The sequence below is a fragment of the Bdellovibrio sp. genome, assembly GCF_036384735.1.
GTDB lineage: Bacteria > Bdellovibrionota > Bdellovibrionia > Bdellovibrionales > Bdellovibrionaceae > Bdellovibrio.
In genome coordinates this window covers 49,104-66,770 of record NZ_DASVLT010000067.1, presented here as the reverse complement: position 1 = coordinate 66,770, position 17,667 = coordinate 49,104, and the positions used below count along the sequence as shown (strand labels likewise).

Here is a 17,667-nt window from a genome sequence, read left to right as displayed (position 1 = left end):
ATCCGTGGATTTCGGAAGCTCCTTTCTTTTCGTGGCCCTCCGAATTACCGCAGCGAATGGTTCTGAATAGCCAGCCTGAAGCCTGCTGTACATTTCTGCTATACCTGGATCGCGTTCGGCGGCATCTATGACTGATGGGAGTACGGAGGTCCATTTCTCTGATTGAAGCAAATGGGTCAAGCTCGTGAGGAGCAGCACGACATCCTCTTTAAAATCTCCTGTGTCGGGTATGTCAAGAGGTGTGCCGATCTTGGAGCAGGCATCTTGCAAAAGATCAGCGCGGGTCGGCCAGTGTCTATAGATAGTTGTTTTTGCCACCCCTGAACGTCGCGAGACTTCATCAACGCTCACACCAGAGAGACCGCGTTCATAAAGTAATTCTGATGTGATATCGAGAATAGCCGCTTTAGATCGGCGCACACGTTCATCGAGTTTCTGAGCCTCAGAGGATTGCCTTTTCATTTCTCCCTCAAATCTAAGATTTGACAAATACGATACTGTATCGTAGCGTATTTAAATATTCGACGCAATAAACATTGTTTTAAAAGGGGAGTTTCTTATGAGGTTTGCCTCAATTCGAATTATAGCTCGCGATATCAAAACCCAAGTCTCCTTTTATGAAAAGATAACCGAAGTTAAAGCGGAGTGGTTAGCACCTGTGTTTGCTGAAATTGTCACGCAGGGTGCAACGCTTGCCATTGGGGCCGCTGAAACCGTTGCCTTATTTAAAGAGGGAAGTGCCGAGCCTTGCGCCAATAGGAGTGTCATCATCGAATTTGAGGTCGAAGATGTTGAAAAGGAATTTGCGAGACTTAAAAACGAAGTAGAAGTCGTACATGAACCCAAGATGATGCCTTGGGGAAATCAGGCCGCTCAGCTTCGTGATCCTGAGGGGACAATTGTTAGTCTGTACACACCAGTAACAGAGGCTGCAAAAAAAAGATTTAGCAGTCGTTGATATTAAAACCCAGACGTTGATCTTGTGAAATCTTTTGAGAAATTGGCCGATGCATTGTCGTGTCTAAGAATGAATTTGCCGATATTTCAGCGCCCCCTGACCAATGGGTGGATCTCTATACAGAGAATCTGCGAAATAACGTCGCATCTTTCGTTGAGAGGCACTTCTCTATCCAAGAGACTTTGAGAATTCAAGCCAGATTTATTCTTTCCGATCTGTTGCTTTACCCGTTAAATGCATTGTGGGCTTTGCCATATCTGACAATCAAAAAGTCTCTCGAAACTTGCGAAAAGATGGGATGGACTAAAGTAAATTCCGCTTTGGAATTGATCCCTGGTGGCATTCGAACTGGTTATCAAAAGGCAACAGAGCAGATGATACTTGATGATTTCCTGAAGCCTAAATCCTTGAAAGCCTCTCTTGATGAGGAATCACTTTCAAAGTTGGAAATGCAAATAGACTCTATTATTAAATCGGAACTTCGGGCTTATTCATCGTCACAAGCCATGATTTCGGACCTGATTGGGTCGGCTCTAACATTATTGGCGGGACGATACTTTTTCCATAATGGAAGTCTTAACATTCTGGATTTGGGAAATCGCGTGGCCCGCAAAATGGCGCACGATAAGGCGGTCTCTCATTTTTTCCTGGGCAAGAAATTAGGTTCGACATTTTATCATATATTTCCAGCGGCGCCGACTCGAACGGAAATTTATTTGGCGACCCTGGCTATTGGATTTCTTCTAATGTTTTTCAGTATTCTCGCCAACACAATGAGTGATCCGATTAAAAAGAAATTGAACCTTCATCAAAACAAACTCTATCAAATGATCGATCATATTGAGGAAAAAATGTATCTTGCTGTAAGGAAAGAGTTGAAGAAGTCGACGCAAGAATCTCAAAGCAAAAAAATAGCTGTCTAAATAGGTCTTACTAAGATCATTTCTCTTTATAGTTGAGCAGGAGAGTCAGGATCTATTTTTTTCTGATTCTGATTTTCTCGTTCTGTTGAAATCCTTTTTGCAAGATCGCTCAGTTTTGCAATCAACATTTTCCGATCAATGGGTTTGCTAAGATGTTCGTTAAACCCCTCTCGCAACGTGCGTGCCTGCTCTGATTGCAGAGCGTGAGCTGTCAAAGCCCAAATCTGTCCCGTATATCCTTGAGACCGCAACTTTCTTTGTGCTTCATAACCATCTAAGACGGGCATTTGCAAATCCATTAAGATACAATCAAACTTCTGTCGGCTGGCTATTTCAATGGCTTCGAGACCGTTGTTAGCGATAGTAATTTCCACTTTTCCGGCTCTTTCAAGATAGCGACTGATTAAAACCTGGTTGTCCTTGACGTCATCGACGACTAATATTTTTAAACCATCTATATTTAATGGATTGGGTCTATTTTCCTCTTCATGGGGCTCGCGCTTAAGGGAGGGATTTTCAACTGGTTCGGCCTCGATGGTTATCTTGAATTGACTTCCTTTATTCAATTCGGAGGAGGTCAGAGTGATATCTCCCCCCAAGGCTTGCGCCAAATTTTTTGCTAGGGTTAAACCAATTCCGACACCGCCATATTTTCGTGTGATTGAAGTGTCGGCCTGTTGAAATGCCTCGAAAATAGAAGATCGTTCCGTCTCTTTAATTCCCGGTCCGGTGTCGGTTACAGTGAAGGACAATAGAGCCGTCATGCCATCACGAGGCAAGATACTCACGTCCAAAGTAACCTGTCCTTCGCTGGTAAATTTGATCGCGTTGCCGATAACATTGATCAGTATTTGCTTTAAACGGACCGCATCGGTATTGATGAAATTCGGAAGATTGTCTTGTGCATGAACAAAGAAATGAATGTTTTTTTCAGCAGCAGTTAAACTCATCAGTGCGGAAACTTCAGACAATAAATCATCGGTAGAAACGATGGACTTACTAATTTCAAATTTATTCATCTCAATTTTTGAAAGGTCGAGAATGCTGTTTATGATGTTTGATAGTAGCGTCCCATTACGTCGAATCGAAAGATTGTAATTGTTGATCTCGGAAGGACCAAGTCCACCATTTGCAATTAGATCTGAGAATCCGATAATGGCCCCTAGGGGAGTTCTGATCTCGTGACTCATAATCGCAAGGAAATTGCTTTTTGCAATGTTTGCTGCCTCGGCTTGTACTTTGGCCAGCTTTAAATCTTCTTCTGCTTTCTTTCTATCTGTTATATCGATACATGAACCGATATATCCGGCGAAGGTGCCATCCTGGTTGTAGCGTGGGGTTCCTCGGTCTAAAATCCAACGATATGTATTGTCCTTGCGAAGCAAGCGATATTCCATTTCAAAGGATTTGCGCTGATTGAAATTCAGAACATAGGTATCCATGGCTCGTTGGAAGTCCTCGACATGAATGCATTCGGCCCATCCCACCCCCCATTCTTGATTTAAGGTGCGGCCAGTGAAATCCAGCCAAGTTTGATTAAAGAAATTGCAAAGGCCATCTGTTCCTGACATCCACAGTAAAACCGGCGCAGAGTCGGCCATATTTTTAAACCGTGATTCTGTTTCGTGCAGTTGTGATTCCGTGGCGCGAATTTTTGTTAGGTCGTGAAAGATAAAAAGGCCGCCCAGTAAGTCATTCTGCCGCTTGCGTATCGGGGAAGCAGTGATTTCAAAAAATATCTTCTTATCGCGTTTGGAATCGACGAAGGCGAATTCAAAAGTGGAAGCAACCTCTCCATTGAGAACTTGATGGGCGGCAGCTCTCATACGGCGCTCATCAAATAAACTCAATAGGACAGAGATGTCGTTTTCCATTTCTTGCTTAGAAAGGTTGATTTTGTTTTGTAGTTGAGCACTGACATATTGAACTTTCAAATCGGTATCGAAAGCGACAATCTCTGTATCGTAATGAGTAAGAATTTCTTCCGACAGCGACAGAGCCTCTGTCACTTCTGAAGAGAATTTTACAGCATTGGAGTTTGAGTCCATGATGGCTCCTTCTGTTCCAGGGTCCTAAGAGGCAAGCTGTCGATCCAAGAGTTTAAGAAGTTTTCAAGATGTGATCTCTGTTGAGGGTTTTGGTAAAGTGCCCCACTGGTGTCTTCAATGATCCCTAGAAGGGTTGGTTTCGTGAGCGAAATCCAATTTGCAATAGTCTCTGAGTTGCCGGAATTAAACTGGACAAGATTTGCAGTGTACTTTCTTGCGCACTTGCGATGCCATTGTGAGTCTTCGAATAGTGAAAGTAAGAGACGCTCCAATAGTGGATCGTTATTTTCTGCGGCCTCTTTCGCCAGGCCATTCAAAAACATTTCATCAATAAGAGGCTTATATAGAAGATTGAAACAGACGTAAGCCTGTCCCCAATCATAAGTAATTAATAAATATTCAAGTGCATGTCGAATCTTCTGTAGTGCGGGGAGCTTCATCCAGGCCTCGCGACCCATGTTCAAAATTTTTTCAGGGGAAGAATTGGATAGCATAAGATGATAAGCGATATTTTCTGTGCGACGAAGCTCGTCGGCAGTTTGCATTGCCAGCATGGCGACGAGTTGCCCCGACGTTCCTAGCTGCCCAATATAAGCCGAGCACATCTGCATGCCATGGGAAATAAAGACAAAGGCACCCAGGTATTTTTGAACTCGCTGGCGCCAAGAATCTTGTAAGGCCTCGCTGTAGGTCGTTTGCTCAATGGCCGAGAAAATGCCCTCAAGGAAAATCTCTTGTTTATTCCGAGTGGTGACATATTTCGTGTAAGTGTATTCGTCAGGATCTGAAAACGAAACCCCTTTCGTTATAAGAGGTGAGTTATCGACGTATTTTTTTTGCCACTCTATTGTGGGGGTTGTGATGCTATGACCTTTACTTGTTGAAAAAAGAAGATCCGTCGTCGTAATGCTGTACTCTGATGGACGAGTGTTTGATTTCGAAAGGTGTGAATATGTTTTAAGGTAGGCACGGCCGGGAAGAATCATAATTTTTCCTCCCCAGAGGCTACCCATGAAGCCTGATTTTCATCCAACTCTAAATTCCCCTGGAATGAAACCATATTAAGTTCTAGATCCTCGGGAAGAGTGAATTCCTGTCCAGAATACTGTTGAATTTTTTCTCTGGTGACGATGCAGTGGCCTGGCGCTGAGACACGGTAATAAGAGCCTTTTGAGATCACTTTTAGTTCTGGATTCATTTCTTTCATCGCGCTGATTATAAATTCACTTTGTGCACTGGCTCTTAAGACGGGTCCTACGGGCATTTCATTCATAAAATGGACTCCTTTGGGTGAGGAGCAAGATCAATCGAAATAGTGCCCCCTTCTTCCTTCACCGGAAAGCGGGGCAGACAGATGTTTTCCGGATTGATACCTTTTCCTGTTAAAATATCATATTGCCAATGGTGGGCAGAGCAGGTCAGCACCGTTCCCTGAAGTACTCCTTTGCTAAGCTCTACGGAAAGATGAGAACACTTATCCTGGTAAGCGAAAAGTTGACCGTTCACGCGGGCCAATAAGATTTTTTCCCGGTTTATGACCAAGCCCACCATTTCTCCTTCCCAGAGATCCTCAGTGCGATACGCGACTTGAAACGGCATTTTGCACCTCTGAATGGATGTGGATGATTTCTAAAGGCAAAAGGCCGGCCTCCTTCACTGTCATTTTCGGGTCGAATTTCTTTTCGTTTCGGTACAGATTTAAATCAGTGCGTGGCTTGACTCGTAGATTTGCTGATATTTGCACTTTATTTATGATCTCTTGAATGGTCTCGTCTTCATACGCAAAAATCAAAAGTCCCAAAGAGTCACCTTCTAGAAAACTATAGATGGGAATCATGTCACGTACTCCTTTCCATCCATGGATAGTCACCTTGATGGAGGTCGCGTCCCCAGTCTTCATATTTTAATCCAAAATAATTTCGTAGCATCGCTATCAGATTGCCAGGAGCCTCGTTTGCTAAAACACGATCCACGATATTTTTGTGATTCGAATAGCGATGAGGTTCTTTTAAGAAAAGTTGTTTGCAGGGCTCAGAGCAGAAAATATGTGTCTGACCATCGACCTCACCTAAGCAGGCATGATTGTGATGGGGAGTTCCGTTCGATAAGACAATTTGGCATAGGCTGCAAAAACCAATGATGCAAGTTCCATGAACGGCAAAGTCATTTCCGATATTGGATTCTTGCCAACGTTCAATGATATTTTTCCAAATAGGTTCGATGTCACTCCAAAACTTTGGATATTTTTTTTGAAGCCAAAGTCGCTCTTCCGGGCTTGGCACGTGCATGTCAAACCATACCGTTGCGCGATAGGTGTAGGCACTTACATAAACCATGTGATGATAGACTTCTAAATTTTCCATAAATAAGTCCCAGTACCAAGGCTTCTTTAATCCGTACTTTTCCAAGGAACTGGCGTACTGGTTCAATACCCATTCTTCCATAAATTCCTTGAAGGAAGTTTGACGATGCTCTAGGGGAGTCATGTAGTCCATACAGATCCCGGTGACGATGGAAAATAAAAGCCAGCTTCGCCAGAACCATTTGTCCAAAAGTTCTTGTGCATATTCGGGGCGATATTTCGCAAGAACCTCCAGTGTTGCGGGACCTGCTTGGGCGTGGCGCGCCTCATCGCTTTGAATGCTAGTGACCATTTTCTCGAACATCCGATCTTTCACCATGTGTGCTAATGAGGACAGACCAACGAATTGCAAATTCGTGAACCCAGTTTCAAAAACAAAATTGGTCGCAATGGCGTATTCGATGGCGTTAGAGCCAAGTAGTAGTTCGTCAATCAAATGCCTGGCAGCAATTGCAACCCAGTTGTCAGAGTGAAAGAATTTATGAGTCCAATCGAACTGAGAATCATGGCGGACCATTTCGTGCATTACTAACAAAGGAATTTGAGTGTGACGAAGTTCATCTAAAGCTCCGTATGTTGCGACGGAACGCCAGCGACAGGCACGTCCAAAACGAGAAGCTCTTAGATTTCCGATGACGGCGCCAAACTCTGCTAGAGGTAAAGTTGCAGAGTGGAGTTTTAATCCGTTCAACCATTGAGCACTGAGTGATTGAAGATCGTCAAGACGACCAACAAGATCCCTGGCTGTGGCGACTTCAATCTCCTTAAGAGACTGGGTTGCGACATATTCTTTGTAAAGAGTTTTGAAAGGTTCGTCCCAGTTGGCCCAAGCCTCTTTGGAAAGGAAGGGCCCACTCATATCCTCAGGATACACCTGTCTTTCGTCGACATATGAAAAATCCCAGTCGATTTCTTTAAGGACGGTCAGTAGCTCTTTTCTTTGCCGCATAGTCTTGTTCCTTGTTTATATTTATTATGAGTAAAGAAATTTATTTTTGAAAAATTAAAGATCGGAAATAATACCCAATTTCGACAAATCATCTTTTCGAGGTACTTTTGACATACATCGAGCGAAATTCTTTTGAAATGACATAACTTGAATTCTGATTTTGACAGGCTTATGGCAAGAGCGGCTCGTATTGGTTGAGTCCCAATTAGATTTGAGTTTTCTCAATAAGACGAGAAAAGTCGCGAACGAGGATGGATCGACCGTGACGTTCCAAAATACCTTGATTCTCCAACTCACTCAATTGGCGAGAGAAGCTTTCAATAACAGTTCCTGCAAGTCTTGCCATTGTTTCCCGTTGAATCTTCAAGTCCAAAAGAAAGCCGCCGTCTATTTGCTTGCCGAATTTTTGGATAAGACTTACCAGCAAGGATGCCACTCTGTTGCCGACAGAATGATTTTCCAAGGCGACGATGCGTTCGTTGCTTTTTTTTATCTGATAGCAGAGGCAGGCGAGGACTGCATTTTGTAGATTCGGAGTTCGTTGGAAGAGATCTTGAAATTCCGGTCTGGAAAATCTCCAAGCATAAACTTCATCGATGGTTTCAGCTTTTTGCTCTTCGCCGTCAAATCCAATGACTTCCCCTGGGCCACAGATTCGGATAGGGCTGCATCCATAATTTTTACTGACAGACTGTATTAAGTGCCCGCGAAGGATCAGATAAAAGGTGGAATCATCAGACGCGTGAGAGGTCGGCAAATCCGAGTTTTCTTTGATTAAAAGCGATGTTGCGATCCCGTGTAATGCCTCCACCTCAGAGTCGGAGAGCTTCTCAAAAAATGGCAGTGTTGTGATTAAAGATGGAGCGTTCTGAAATAGCATCGCCGTATTAAAGCACAAGTGTACTAAAATGAAATTTGATTATTATCAATTTTAAATTAAGGCATTGAGCGGATAAAGAAGAGGCCGATCAGAAGGGTGAAAAATCTTAACTGCCCGGGAGTTCTTGTGAGGTTTTCTACAAAGGTTTTTTTAAGTGTCACCGCAGGATGTGTTTTGTCCGCAGGGGTTTCGGTACTTGTTTGTAACACGAGTGTTCGAAAAATGGGGACGAATGATCTCATTGAGAAGTCCAGGGCGATTCTTAGTAGACTGGAAGTCGTCAGAGGCTACGTTGCTCAACAAGGTGGACTTGATGGAGTGATTAAAGAAATGCTCCAAAAATATCCTGACGGCAATATTTCAAAAGAAGACAAACGTACGATTTTAAAACAAGTGCCTATTTTTGCAGCCATGAAGGTGGGACAAGAAGGCGCGGAAAAAGAACATTATAAGTTTCGTGTTTTTTCCGATGAACCCAGAAACCCCGACAATCAAGCATCAAAGCAAGAATTAGAAATTTTAAAGCAATTTGAATTAGACAAAGGGTTGCCAGAGATCACTCGTGAAACAGACGGTGAGGTGATCGTATATCGACCTGTGAGGCTTTCCGAAAGTCAGGGGTGTTTGAGTTGTCGTGGTGATCCAAAAACAAGTCCATGGAAAAACGACAAAGACATTTTGGGCTTCAAAATGGAAAACTGGAAGGACGGGAAGCTTCATGGTGTGTTTGCGATCACTTCAAGTAAAGACGTTGTTATGGAAGCTTCATCTTCAGCGTCAACTAATATTTTATTTTGGGCCGGTGGAGTTTCCGCAGTCATCTTGTTGGCCGTCTTTTTCATTCTGCGAAAGCCTTTGCAGAATTTGACTCGTGTGGTCCGGGATTTACAGTCGGCTGGGGAAAAGGTTTCTTCCGCAAGCGCTGAAATTTCCAAGTCATCGCAAGACCTGTCCGTATCTGCGACTCAAGCAGCGGCGTCTATTCAGACGACGTCCTCTTCGGCGGAAGAGATTACGAGTATGATTAGTAGGAACTCGGATCATGCGGCGGAGGCAAAGACTTTGTCAGAGGATGCCCAACAACGAGCCTCTTTAGGGAAGCAAGAGGTTGAAACCCTTATTCAATCTATGAGTCAGATCTCTGACGGTTCAAAGAAAATTGAAGAAATAAGTTCCGTCATTGATGACATCGCCTTTCAAACAAACCTTCTCGCCCTGAATGCGGCTGTCGAGGCCGCTCGCGCAGGGGAGCAAGGAAAAGGTTTTTCGGTTGTTGCAGAAGCCGTAAGGGCGCTAGCTTTAAGAAGTGCTTCTTCGGCGAAAGAGATCAACGACATGATTAAAAACAGTGTTTTGCAAATTGATGAAGGCTGCAAGGTCGCAAAGACCAGTGGCGCTGCTCTTGAAAAAATTGTTCAAGTCGTAGAGAAGGTGAATCATCTCAATAGTGAAGTTTCAAATGCCAGTCATGAGCAGTCTCAAGGAATGACGACGATTAATAAAGCAATCAACGAGCTGGATTCGGCGACCCAAGCCAACGCAGCTGTGGCAGAGCAAACATCTGCGGCGGCGGAAGAACTGTCGAATCAGTAGTCCAAGCTTCATGCTCTTGTAAAAGACCTCACAAGTTTTCTGGATGGCAAAAAAGTATCGTAGTTCAAATTTAATATTTTTTAAAACTGAATGTCGGCTTGCGTGGCAAGCCTCACATTCCTGCTATTGCAAATGACAAAAACAGATAAAATCTGTCCCTTTGATGAGAACTCTGAGTTCATATAGGTTTATGAAAGCTCTTTTCTTTACACCTCACGAGCCTCAGTCAGGGCATTTGCGAGAAATACCTCTGGCGCCTTGGAATGGAAATTCTTTGCGCGTGCAGATGCTCGCCGTTGGAATCTGTGGAACGGACAAGGAGTTGCTTAAAGGAACTTATGGCTGGGCTCCCCCTGGAGAATCGGAGTTGATTTTAGGTCATGAATCTTTAGGGCGCGTTCTTCAGGCACCACCCGAGTCAGGTTGGAAGCCGGGAGATTATGTTGTGGGAATTGTCAGACATCCCGATCCAGTACCTTGTTCTAATTGTGCTATTGGCGAATGGGATATGTGTCGCAACGGTCAGTATCAAGAACATGGTATTAAGGAACTTCACGGTTTTTGTCGCGAATATTATGACCTCGATCCTGATATGGCGGTAAAGGTCGATTCCAGTTTAGGTGAGTTAGGCGTTCTTTTGGAGCCTGCTAGTATCGTTGCAAAGGCGTGGGAGCATATCGAGGAAATCGGGGCGCGTGCTTTGTTTCAGCCTCATGTTGTTGTGATCACAGGTGCAGGACCCATTGGTCTGCTCGCGGCGCTGATGGCTCGACAGAGAAACTTGGATGTTCATGTCTTGGATCGTGTTATAGATGGTCCAAAGGTTGACGCTGTCAAAGCATTGGGAATCAAATATCATTCAGATCTTTCCCAGCTTTCCGATTTAAAAAATCATATTGATATTGTGGTCGAGTGCACGGGTGCAGACAGTCTCGTGTTGGAGATGATGGAGTACGGAGGGCCTAATAGTGTCATTTGTCTTGCGGGCGTTTCTTCAGGAGGACGATCGGTCAAAATTGATTTGGGCATGTTGAATCGAGAGCTTGTTTTAGAAAATGAAGCCGTTTTCGGTTCTGTGAATGCCAATCTCAGGCATTATCAAAAAGCAGCGCAGTCTTTAAAAAATGCTTCTCCAGATTGGTTGAGACGCCTGATTACTCGAAGAATTCCTCTTTCACGTTGGCAAGAAGCCTTTGAGCCTTCACCAAATCAGATCAAGACTATTATTGTTGGAGAAACATGAGTCGAATTGAGGATTATGCGTTGTTGAGTGACTGCAAGAGGGCGGCTTTGGTCAGTCGGGACGGGGCCATTGACTGGCTTTGCCTTCCGCGGTTTGATTCACCGGCCTGTTTTGCAGCTCTGCTTGGAGATGAAAAAAATGGAACTTGGAAAATATCTCCAAAGGATTCATTTGTCGCGAAAAGAAAATACCGCACTGACAGCATGATTCTTGAAACCACTTTTGAAAACTCTTCTGGGGCCATCGTGCGTTTGACCGATTGTTTGGTGGTGAATGAATCAAGCCCGCTATTATTGCGACAGGTCCATGGCATTCGCAACAAAATAGAGATGCAGCTTCTTTTGAACATTCGCTTTGACTATGGATCCATAGTCCCGTGGCTGCGAAAAACGTCCTATGGTTTGTCGGCCGTTGCGGGTCCCGATGAGGTGCATGTTCAGAGTTCCGTCAAAATAGAGCTTGATGAAGATTTGAACGGAGTTGCACAATTTGAAATTCAAGAAGGCGAAACTCTATGGTTTGCCCTGTCGTGGAATCCGGAATTTATAGCTCATTTCAACGGCATCGATAATCCGCTTGAAAAAATGGAGGGAACAGATCAGTTCTGGAAGCAGTTTTCCGGCAAATGTACTTATGACGGGCCTTTTCAAGAAGCGGTCACACGATCGGTACTAACATTAAAATCACTTACTTATGAACCCACGGGCGGAATTGTTGCGGCTCCGACCACATCTCTTCCAGAGACCTTGCACGGTTCACGCAATTGGGACTATCGCTATTGCTGGATTCGCGACTCGACATTTTCGATGTATGCATTACTCACGGCGGGATATCGCCACGAGGCCGAATGTTGGCGACGATGGCTCATGAGGGCCGTAGCTGGGATGTCGAATCAAGTAAATATCATGTACGGTCTTGCGGGTGAGCGTCGTCTGACAGAATTGCAACTGCCTTGGTTGGAAGGATATGAAAAATCATCGCCCGTGCGCACAGGGAATGCCGCCTATCAACAGTTGCAACTCGATATTTTTGGAGAGGCACTGGACACTCTTTATTTGGCCCAAAAAAGTGGAATCGAGATTGATGAAAACAGTTGGCGCATACAAGAACATTTCGTTGACTTCATTGCTGCTCATTGGGATCAACCGGATGAGGGAATTTGGGAGATTCGCGGTCCCAAGCAACACTTTACACACTCGAAAGTCATGGCGTGGGTGGCTGTAGATCGGGCCATTCGTTCTGCAGAGACCGGAAAATTTAAGGCCCCTCTACAGGATTGGCAAAAGTTACGTGATCGAATTCATGAGGATATTTGTTCAAAAGGCTACAATCGGCAAAAAAAATCCTTCACTCAATATTACGGTGCCGATCATCTAGACGCGAGCCTATTGATGATACCCATCGTTGGATTTCTGCCTCCCGACGATGAAAGAGTGATTCAAACAGTTATCGCTATCGAGAAGGAACTCTTTAGAGGCGATTTCGTCTTGAGGTACGAGACCGATAGAACGAATGACGGTCAATCGGGAAGAGAAGGGGCCTTCTTAGCGTGCTCATTTTGGCTGGTGGACTGTTGGGTGTTGATGGGGCGTTATGACGATGCTCTAAAACTTTTTCAAAAGCTCATCTCGTTGGCGAATGACGTTGGACTGCTCTCTGAAGAGTATGACGTTCACTACCGTCGCCTCGTTGGAAATTTTCCTCAGGCTTTGTCTCATATCGCGCTGATTAACAGCGCCTTCAATCTGCAGATTCATCATGGCCCGGCTCGAGATCGAAGCAATCAACTCAGACCTATTTCTTAATGAAACAGCAACTGAGTTATTACGGCATACCGACGGCAAGTTTATTTCTTGAGGAGCATTAGGGTCTCTAGTCGCTAAGGCGATGAATCGTCAGCCAGCACCAGAAGGCATTGTTCGCTTGAACCGAATGCAGAGGCCTTGTTAAACAATTTCCGGCATTTGGGGGCGCTCTTCTCAGAGTGAGACAATGGAAACCAATGAGTGTGAATTGAATGGCCCCGCTCTTGCTACTATTTGCTGGAAGAGGTGAGAATGATTCTATTCAAAGTGTTCCTATTTTGTTTGATTGTCACAATCTCATCTCTTTGCCATGCTGGTGATTGGATTCGCAACTCAGATTCTTCGATCTCATTTTCAGGCGAAATCACAAAGGACGAACTTTCTCGATTCCTCGCTGTATATAAATCAACGGACCGTACACTCGTTCTTAACTCGAGCGGTGGCAATATTTTAGCTGCCTTGAAGATCGGTGAGATTTTGATTGAGAATAAAGATCTCAAGGTCATTGTCCGCGGGATGTGTGCTTCTTCTTGTGCAAATTACTTGTTTCTTGCCGGCCACACAAAGCAAATTGATCATGGCGTTGTCGGCTTTCATGGAAGTTGGGGGGCTTTTGTTGCAAGCAGCAAATTCAAAAAAGGAATCAGAGAAGTTCCCGCAGATGAAAGAGATCGCCTTTTGAAATACCACAAGGACGGAGCTGAAGAAGAAGCTCGATTCATCGCTAAAACTGGCGTGAGCGATGAGCTTTTTAATAGAACTCAAAAAGAAAATGATGAAGGACTTTACGATATTTATATGCCGGGCCCACGTGCGTTTGATTATTATGGAATTCATGGAGTGCAAGGGGCTCAAGATTTAAACGTACTCAATGACTGGCCTGGGGTTAAGATTCAGTATGACGACGGACCAACGCAGAAATCAAATTCTACCCAAGCAAAGGCATTGCGATAGTATTAGTTTATCCAAGTTAACTACGCACATTACTCTGAGCCATGGGAAGCCCTAGAATAAAAGTCTTGATTTTGAAGATTGTCTTTAGCTGCTAACTATGAAAACATTCTGCAGCAGAGGAGAGTGTATGATCAAGCTTGAAAAGGCGAGTCTAGATAGAGCTGCAGCGGAAGGTATTATCACAGAGGCACAGTCCTCCCAGCTTTGGAGCTATCTTACTTCGCAAGGATCTACAGCTTCAGATTTAAACCTCATCCATTTTTTCTATTATTTTGGTGGAGTCATCTGCATTCTTGCAATGACTCTGTTCATGAACTTGGGCTGGGAGCAATTTGGTGGCGCGGGGCTCACTCTGATCTCACTTTGTTATCTTATTTCCTTTTCTCTGGCAGGAAATCATCTTTGGAAGAATAAGAACTATCAAATTCCAGGTGGAATTCTGCTGACGATCGCCGTCTGCATGACCCCGTTGTTGGTTTATGGCTTTCAGCGATGGACTGGATTTTGGGGAGACGACGGGCCGTCCTTATATGGTGACTACCATGTATGGATCAGAAGCAGTTGGGTGTTGATGTCTTTTTCAACTATCATTGTAGGCGGACTTTTTCTTCGAAATTTTGCTTTTTCTTTTTTAACAATGCCAATTGCTGTCGCAATGTTTTATCTTACGATGGATTTAGTACCCCTTATTCACCCGAGTCAAACGTACTACTGGGATTACTATAATAGGTACGCGGTTGGATTGGGTGCTTTGATGATTGTCTTTGCCTATCTTTTGGATCGAAAAGAAAAGGAAGTTGATTATTCCTTCTGGATTTATCTTTTTGGTGTCTTGTCATTCTGGGGCGGACTCACATCGATGAATAGCGATAGCGAAATGGGTAAATTTCTTTATTTTGTGATTAATCTAGGACTTTTGTTCTTAGGATTATTTTTATACCGAAAAGTCTTTATCCTTTTTGGTGCTCTGGGGGCATTGGTTTATTTCTACCATCTAGCACGCCAAGTGTTTGAAGACTCAATGTGGTTTCCGTTTGTCATGACGTTGATGGGGCTTGCTGTGATGTATGTGGGGATCAAGTATCAGAAGAATAAAGAGAAAGTGGATCGAAAGTTCACGCAACTTCTGCCTCAAGCACTAAAAAAATTGAGACCGGCTGAGAAATCGTAGGATAGTGAAGAGTGCCTTCAATCGCATTGACGATTAATGCTGAGGTATTGGTAAATAAACCTCATGCCATAAAGTCACATGCCCCTGTTCGTTAAAAATAAGAAGAAGCATGGCTTCAAAGGTATCTGTTTTTCCATCTATACGTGCTACAGTCGCACTCATTGCTAAAACGACTGAGTTTTCGTTAGCTGTGATATGCTCAACAGTATAGTCAATTGTCTTGATGGTGCTCTTAAATCCATTTAAAAACTGTAGATAATTAGAGTGATTTGCTTCATATCTTCGGCCATTTGCTTTAACAATAAAATGAGATGCAAATTTCTCTGCGATCACGGATTCGGTTAGCGTTACGTCTGCTCGTAAGTTCTTTCTGTTCCAATCTAAAAGATCATTTGCGAGTTGAATGTTTCTTTTACTTGTAGTCATGCTGAAGCTCCCAAATCCGCCAGTTGCTAAATCACTTTATTTGCCCCTCGATATTACCTTATGCGATGGATTAAGTTAAGGGGTTCAGGTCAACACCGGGTTTTGAGTTCCTGCGAAGTAAAAATAGCAGATCAAAGAGTGAAAAACACCAAAGTGGTAATTCAAGAAACCTGGTACGGAACTGTTAAATTCTAATTTTTAGAAATCGAAAAAGCGTTTTTCGAAATAACATAATCACAGTTTAAAATCGCGAAATACGTGCTTAAATTTGAAGCACGTTGAAGAACAAGCCCCGAGAGGAAGATCCTCTCGGGGTTGTAAAACCATTTGAAAACTACATGCCCTTAAAGAGAAACCGCGAGAGCTCTGAAAACGGTTTTTTCTTCAAGGGAAAAGTCCCACCATGATCGGTATGGGTTTTTGATGTGATTTTTGGTGAGGTGCCTCGAAACCCGCTACCAGAGCGGATTCCAACTTTTTGCGACTCCCACCAAACGTGGTTAGATCTCGTTATTTGTGGTTATGAAAAATGCGAATCAGAACGCTAAGTGCTTGAAATTATTGGTCTGAGATTTTGAAGACTTAAGTGATTTTGAAGAACACGAGAAAAGGAATTTGGAGGTGACGAGCGGATTTGAACCGCTGTAGCAGCTTTTGCAGAGCTGAGCCTAACCCCTCGGCCACATCACCCCATAAAGGAAGAACCAAACTACTGGGAGTGGTGGCCTAAGTCAATGTCTAACAACCGTCTTACTAACATCCCAGGCGTTTCAAAGCTTCAAAAGGCTGATAGGTGAGCTTCAAAGCGGCTTCTATGTGGGCTGGTTGAAGCTTTTCAGATTTCGCGAGATCGGCGAAGCTTCTTGCGACTCGCAGCGTTGCGAGTTCTCTGCGACGAGATGAGATCTCTTTCGGGAAAAGTTCTCGCATATAAAACGCGGGCAGATCTGCAGTGAGCTCTTCGAAACGCCAAAATCCCGCGACTTTTTTAAAGCGCAGATCCTTTTCAGCAAGCTTGTTACGGAACTCTCGCACTTCCTCGATGTGTTCTAAAATCTTTTGACCTGTCATACGCAGTCCTTCTTCTTTTTTACTTGTGAAGAATGCCATTTGAAAACGATCCACCAGTGGCCCTGATAAACGCTCTGAATATGACTGACATTTGCGCAAAGATCTTCCGCATACAACGCGCGCGCCGGGAACCCAATCGCCACACGGGCACAGATTTGTGGTCGAGATCACCAAAGTTTCCGCGGGATGCTCTTCCATAAATTTGCCACGACGAAGTCGAATGCAGGACTCTTCCATGGGCTCGCGCAAAGCCTCCTGGGCGCGAGGATGGAATTCTAAAAGCTCATCCAAAATTAAAACGCCTTTATGCGCGCGAGTGATTTCGCCTTTAAAAGGGGGAACACCCCCACCAATCAATCCGAGTGGAGTCGTCGAATGATGGGGGTGCACAACAGGACGCCACCTTGGAACATCGCTGTTCGCCGTCTTGTTGTTTCGAACAATGACGTGCATCTCTTCCGTCGAGGGAGCATTCAATAATGTTGGCAGTGTTCTCGCAATAGTGCTCTTGCCTGAACCAGCAGGCCCTGCTAACAAAACAGAATGTTCTCCTAAAGCCACAAGACTTAAAAGCTCGGCCTGACGAGCTGGAAATTCCAGATCAAGCCCTGTTAAAGGTCGTTGCACTTCATAGGTTCTCGGCAGCGAATCAATACACGTTGGATTTTGAAGATCCTTTAAAGTATTTAAAACAGAGCGTTGAAACACCGCTGGAGCCAAAGCGCCTTGTCCAGTCCACACATGTGTTTCTTCAAGTGGATCAAAGTCTGCAACTAAATCATCAGGCTCGAAGACTTCGCCAGATAAACCGATTTCGCCATAAATATAAAAATCTGAATCTTTTGGAGCTGTCACTTGCCCTGACTCCCATAAAATTCCTAAAGCTACGGCGAGCTCTAATCCCCGCGAGCTTTTCTTTAAATGATTCGGACGAAGATTCACCAGCACTTGCTGGGCTTTGGGAAACTCAAAACCTTGTGCGCGAATAGCGCTTTTAATTCGATGAATGCTTTCTTTGATTCCTTGATCGGGAAGTCCTAGAAATTGAATTTGTGGCAGTCCTGCCGTGAAGTTGATTTCAACGTCGACGGGGACCAGGCGATCTTGTTCTCGAATAAGGGATTGAATTTTCATGAAGAACAAAAACAGCAAAGAAATATCCAGGGCTGCGTGCTTCTTCAATTCTTTAAAATAAAATCAAGCCGTCGCAATTCGGAAATGTATTTTCGATATGAACACTATTTTAGAAATTTGAAGTCCTTCTAAATAAAGTGAACTGTGGCT

The 17,667-nt window shown here is 44.0% G+C and carries 17 protein-coding genes and 1 tRNA gene; 7 read left to right on the top strand and 11 right to left on the bottom strand.

The features are described from left to right. Positions 1-462: TetR/AcrR family transcriptional regulator (locus VF412_RS19065; protein WP_331340866.1), on the bottom strand; the 462-nt coding region annotated here is incomplete at its 3' end. Between the two features lie 97 nt (positions 463-559). Here VF412_RS19065 and VF412_RS19060 point away from each other — a divergent pair. Both VF412_RS19060 and VF412_RS19055 read left to right on the top strand, forming a co-directional pair. Then, on the top strand, positions 560-958 hold the full coding sequence (locus tag VF412_RS19060; protein WP_331340865.1) for a VOC family protein: 399 nt from the start codon (positions 560-562) through the stop codon (positions 956-958). A 59-nt stretch (positions 959-1,017) separates the two neighbouring features. Continuing rightward, entirely contained in the window at positions 1,018-1,881 is an 864-nt protein-coding gene (locus VF412_RS19055; RefSeq protein ID WP_331340864.1) for a DUF6635 family protein, read from the top strand. Positions 1,882-1,907: 26 nt separating this feature from the next. Here the strand turns inward: VF412_RS19055 and VF412_RS19050 are convergent, their stop codons facing one another. From VF412_RS19050 to VF412_RS19020, 7 genes are all read right to left on the bottom strand, one after another. After that, positions 1,908-3,929 carry an ATP-binding protein gene (locus tag VF412_RS19050; protein ID WP_331340863.1) on the bottom strand — a complete coding sequence of 674 codons (2,022 nt, stop codon included), beginning with the start codon at positions 3,927-3,929 and terminating at the stop codon, positions 1,908-1,910. Beyond that, the gene (locus tag VF412_RS19045; RefSeq protein WP_331340862.1) at positions 3,905-4,915 is read right to left on the bottom strand and encodes a hypothetical protein; all 1,011 of its coding nucleotides are present in this window, start codon (positions 4,913-4,915) and stop codon (positions 3,905-3,907) included. The genes VF412_RS19050 and VF412_RS19045 overlap by 25 nt, the downstream gene beginning before the upstream one ends. After that, positions 4,912-5,202, bottom strand: coding sequence for an MmoB/DmpM family protein (locus VF412_RS19040; RefSeq protein ID WP_331340861.1), 291 nt, complete (start codon positions 5,200-5,202; stop codon positions 4,912-4,914). Before VF412_RS19040 ends, VF412_RS19045 begins: the two co-directional genes overlap by 4 nt. Continuing rightward, a complete protein-coding gene (locus VF412_RS19035) occupies positions 5,199-5,528 on the bottom strand; it encodes a Rieske (2Fe-2S) protein (RefSeq protein ID WP_331340860.1) in 330 nt (109 codons plus the stop codon). Before VF412_RS19035 ends, VF412_RS19040 begins: the two co-directional genes overlap by 4 nt. Beyond that, positions 5,500-5,766, bottom strand: coding sequence for a toluene-4-monooxygenase system B family protein (locus VF412_RS19030; protein ID WP_331340859.1), 267 nt, complete (start codon positions 5,764-5,766; stop codon positions 5,500-5,502). Before VF412_RS19030 ends, VF412_RS19035 begins: the two co-directional genes overlap by 29 nt. 1 nt (position 5,767) lies before the next feature. Continuing rightward, entirely contained in the window at positions 5,768-7,240 is a 1,473-nt protein-coding gene (locus tag VF412_RS19025) for a hypothetical protein (RefSeq protein WP_331340858.1), read from the bottom strand. A gap of 205 nt (positions 7,241-7,445) precedes the next feature. Next, positions 7,446-8,120: a Crp/Fnr family transcriptional regulator gene (locus VF412_RS19020; RefSeq protein ID WP_331340857.1), complete on the bottom strand. Its 675-nt coding sequence runs from the start codon at positions 8,118-8,120 to the stop codon at positions 7,446-7,448. 96 nt (positions 8,121-8,216) lie between these two features. Between VF412_RS19020 and VF412_RS19015 the strand changes: the two genes are divergently transcribed. The 5 genes from VF412_RS19015 (at position 8,217) to VF412_RS18995 (ending at position 14,886) form a co-directional block, all read left to right on the top strand. After that, positions 8,217-9,713, top strand: coding sequence for a methyl-accepting chemotaxis protein (locus VF412_RS19015; RefSeq protein WP_331340856.1), 1,497 nt, complete (start codon positions 8,217-8,219; stop codon positions 9,711-9,713). A gap of 190 nt (positions 9,714-9,903) precedes the next feature. Then, on the top strand, positions 9,904-10,956 hold the full coding sequence (locus VF412_RS19010; protein ID WP_331340855.1) for a glucose 1-dehydrogenase: 1,053 nt from the start codon (positions 9,904-9,906) through the stop codon (positions 10,954-10,956). Further along, entirely contained in the window at positions 10,953-12,761 is a 1,809-nt protein-coding gene (locus VF412_RS19005) for a glycoside hydrolase family 15 protein (RefSeq protein ID WP_331340854.1), read from the top strand. Before VF412_RS19010 ends, VF412_RS19005 begins: the two co-directional genes overlap by 4 nt. A 252-nt stretch (positions 12,762-13,013) precedes the next feature. Next, entirely contained in the window at positions 13,014-13,715 is a 702-nt protein-coding gene (locus VF412_RS19000) for a hypothetical protein (RefSeq protein WP_331340853.1), read from the top strand. Between the two features lie 127 nt (positions 13,716-13,842). Next, the gene (locus VF412_RS18995; RefSeq protein ID WP_331340852.1) at positions 13,843-14,886 is read left to right on the top strand and encodes a hypothetical protein; all 1,044 of its coding nucleotides are present in this window, start codon (positions 13,843-13,845) and stop codon (positions 14,884-14,886) included. 33 nt (positions 14,887-14,919) lie between these two features. Here VF412_RS18995 and VF412_RS18990 read toward each other — a convergent pair whose 3' ends face one another. The 3 genes from VF412_RS18990 to VF412_RS18980 form a co-directional block, all read right to left on the bottom strand. Then, on the bottom strand, positions 14,920-15,312 hold the full coding sequence (locus tag VF412_RS18990; protein ID WP_331340851.1) for a hypothetical protein: 393 nt from the start codon (positions 15,310-15,312) through the stop codon (positions 14,920-14,922). Between the two features lie 616 nt (positions 15,313-15,928). Then, positions 15,929-16,002: transfer RNA gene (locus tag VF412_RS18985), tRNA-Cys, on the bottom strand. 63 nt (positions 16,003-16,065) lie between these two features. Further along, positions 16,066-17,565, bottom strand: coding sequence for an ATP-binding protein (locus tag VF412_RS18980; RefSeq protein WP_331340850.1), 1,500 nt, complete (start codon positions 17,563-17,565; stop codon positions 16,066-16,068). Positions 17,566-17,667: the final 102 nt, after the last annotated feature.